Raw genomic sequence first — 2,745 nt, 5'->3', positions numbered from 1 at the left:
AACAAGTGCAGTAACCAAGACAGCGGGTGGCTGGCGGTCTCTAAAAACCACTGCTCTAAGTTAAACTTAAGTGGCAAGTTTACTTGCGAGCTAAGTTGCACCCTTACTGGCCCCTGTGTTGGCTGAATCAGTTGATTTATTAATTGAGCACTTTCCAGCTGGTTAAAGGCGTAGTTCACCCACAAACGCTTCGGCCAGTTTGCCGGTAGCTGGTTGGCCGAGAGGCCTAACAACGGTTTTTCGCAGATAATCGCCTGCTGGGAAAAATGCTCAATTACCAACATATGGCTTATTGCAGGCGTGGCAAGAATCACCAAGTCGACCTCAGGCACTAGTTCTAAAGACTGGCAAGCATGAGCGATATTAAGCTGTTGGGCTAAGCTTTGGGCGCGTGGTAGATCAACATCTACCAATGCACTTAGCTCTAGGCCGCTTTGCTGCAGCGCAGCTAGGTGCACCATGCCCCAATTACAGCCAATAATGGCAGCTTTTGTGATTGGTTTAGTTTGCGACAACACCAACTCCTAAGGATTAACTTTGGCAGCCACTACAATGAAGCGAGCGCCTTCATCGCCGGCTTTTACAAAGTGGCTTTGTCCGGGGTGGATGCAATGCGAATCACCCACTTGCAGTACTTGGGTGCATTGTTGCTGGTCGTGTATCACGGTAACGTGTAGCTCGCCACTGAGTAGGTAATACACTTCTTCGGTAGCGGTGTGCTGGTGTAGGCCAATGCTGGCATTGGGCTCTAGGTGAGAATCCATCACCAGCTCGATGCCGCTGCTGAGTATGTTCTCTGCCTTGTCTGGCTCTTCACTGTAAATCCAAGTGCCATCGAGACGCCCTTCACCTTGCATGCCCTGTGGGGCGCTGGGGTTGGGGTGGGCAGGTTGGTAAACCACCGTGGCCATCTTCTCGCCATGCTTAAAACTGTAACCTTCACCGAGGTAGAGCGGTGCTTCGCCTTGGTGAAAATCACTATCTTTGAATATTCTTGAAGAGGGCTTATACGACATATTATGAAGCTCCTAGCAGTTTGTACCAGTGTAAAATATTTGCCGCCGAGAAGCAGCCATTCAGCCAACAAAATTGAGGCTCTTGGTTCAGCTTAAGTTTTTTCGTTGAAAAAGCACTTGATACCGCCTGCTTCGCGCCTTGAAAGCTTGCACAAACCCAAGAACTTTGGATAATGCCAGCCCTGTTCTACATTTAGAATGTCCCTGCAACGTCGAGTCTGGAAATATCATGAGCGAGCAAGAGCAAAACCAAGCGCCTGAGGCTTCATCAGAGCAAGCAGAAGATAAGCGTCTTCGTAAGATCCGTAGCTTTGTTAAACGCGAAGGTCGGCTAACTAAACGCCAAGAAAAGGCGCTGAGTGAATTTTGGCCACAAATGGGCTTAGATTACCAAAGCGAAAACTACTCGTTGGCGACAGTATTTGGACGCGAAGCTAAAACCGTACTAGAAATCGGTTTTGGCATGGGAGCTTCATTAGTAGAAATGGCTAGCAATGCGCCCGAGACTAACTTCATTGGTATTGAAGTACATCGCCCTGGCGTAGGCGCGTGTATGGCCGACGCAGTGGAAGCTGGCATTAACAACCTACGGGTATTTGAGCACGATGCGGTAGAAGTGCTTAACGACAGCATTCCCGACAATAGCCTAGACACCGTGCAGCTGTTTTTCCCCGACCCATGGCATAAGTCGCGCCACCATAAGCGCCGCATCGTTCAGCCTGAGTTTGTTGAATTACTGCGTAAGAAGCTCAAGGTGGGTGGGGTTTTCCACATGGCTACCGACTGGGAAAACTATGCCGAACACATGTTAGAAGTGATGCAGGCCGCGCCGGGTTACCAAAATACCTCTAGCACTAACGACTATGTGCCACGCCCTGATTGGCGTCCGCTGACTAAGTTTGAAAATCGTGGCCATCGTTTAGGCCACGGAGTGTGGGATTTGATATTTGAGCGTATCGACTAAGCTTAGTCGGTAAAGCAAGTAAGAAGGTCGTTTAGAAATAAACGGCCTTTTTTTGTGACTCGCCAATGCTGCTCGCTTTCTTCTAGCAGATCTTGCTGAATGGCCTGTTTAATCGGCTGTTCAATGGCCGATAAGGGCAGGCCGCTTAATTCACAAAAGTCAGCCTTGGGAATGTCTTCAAACAGCCGTAAGCGATTCAGGAAGAACTCAAAGGCCAGATCTTGTTGTTCTACCGCCCATTGCTTGAATAAGAAGGAACGCTTTGGCTCCAGGTAGCCCTTGGGATGCTTGACCTTTTCGGTGCGATACAGCTGTTGGTTGCTTAAGTCGGTGATTTTGCCGTGGGCACCACAGCCAATGCCGAGGTAGTCACCAAAACGCCAATAATTAAGGTTATGTACTGCGCGATCCCCATCACGACAGTAGGCTGAAACTTCATACTGCTGATAACCCGCTTGCTGTAGCTGTAGCTGCCCCTGTTGGTAGATGTCCCAGAGTAAGTCTTCGTTAGGCAATTTAGGTGGGCGCGAGGCAAAGGCAGTATTGGCCTCAATGGTGAGCTGATACCACGACAGGTGGCTAGGCCCCAAAGCAAAGGCTTGTTCCAGATCGGCCATGGCTTGCGCTAGGCTTTGTTGTGGCAGGCCATGCATTAGGTCGAGGTTAATGCGTTTAAAGCCCGCTTGCTGGGCAAATTCAAAGGCGCGGATCGCCTCGTCACCGCTATGAATACGTCCTAGTTTGCTCAGGTGTTGGCTTTGGAAA

Annotated in this window: 4 protein-coding genes; 1 reads left to right on the top strand and 3 read right to left on the bottom strand. The window is 49.7% G+C overall.

Annotation, left to right across the window (positions count from 1 at the left end; translation table 11 throughout):
• Both ACQY6Q_RS03050 and ACQY6Q_RS03045 read right to left on the bottom strand, forming a co-directional pair.
• On the bottom strand, window positions 1–515 hold a 515-nt coding region (locus tag ACQY6Q_RS03050; RefSeq protein WP_427977728.1), incomplete at its 3' end, for a Gfo/Idh/MocA family oxidoreductase.
• 9 nt (window positions 516–524) lie between these two features.
• Window positions 525–1,016: a cupin domain-containing protein gene (locus ACQY6Q_RS03045; RefSeq protein WP_427977725.1), complete on the bottom strand. Its 492-nt coding sequence runs from the start codon at window positions 1,014–1,016 to the stop codon at window positions 525–527.
• Window positions 1,017–1,245: 229 nt separating this feature from the next.
• Here ACQY6Q_RS03045 and trmB point away from each other — a divergent pair, with 229 nt between their 5' ends.
• Window positions 1,246–1,980: a tRNA (guanosine(46)-N7)-methyltransferase TrmB gene (trmB, locus tag ACQY6Q_RS03040; RefSeq protein WP_427977723.1), complete on the top strand. Its 735-nt coding sequence runs from the start codon at window positions 1,246–1,248 to the stop codon at window positions 1,978–1,980.
• Window positions 1,981–1,982: 2 nt separating this feature from the next.
• On the opposite strand, the gene hemW is transcribed toward trmB, so the two are convergent.
• A partial coding sequence (gene hemW, locus ACQY6Q_RS03035; RefSeq protein WP_427977720.1) for a radical SAM family heme chaperone HemW occupies window positions 1,983–2,745 on the bottom strand: 763 nt, incomplete at its 5' end.

The sequence above is a fragment of the Agarivorans sp. genome (assembly GCF_050295395.1).
In the GTDB taxonomy this organism is placed as follows: domain Bacteria; phylum Pseudomonadota; class Gammaproteobacteria; order Enterobacterales; family Celerinatantimonadaceae; genus Agarivorans.
Note: the sequence above shows the minus strand (reverse complement) of the source record. Positions and strands in the feature narration are given on the sequence as shown.

Bases quoted from the DNA above. Each gene is read 5' to 3' on its own strand.
- trmB (WP_427977723.1), top strand. From the start codon at position 1,246: ATGAGCGAGCAAGAGCAAAACCAAGCGCCTGAGGCTTCATCAGAGCAA.
- ACQY6Q_RS03045 (WP_427977725.1), bottom strand. From the start codon at position 1,016: ATGTCGTATAAGCCCTCTTCAAGAATATTCAAAGATAGTGATTTTCAC.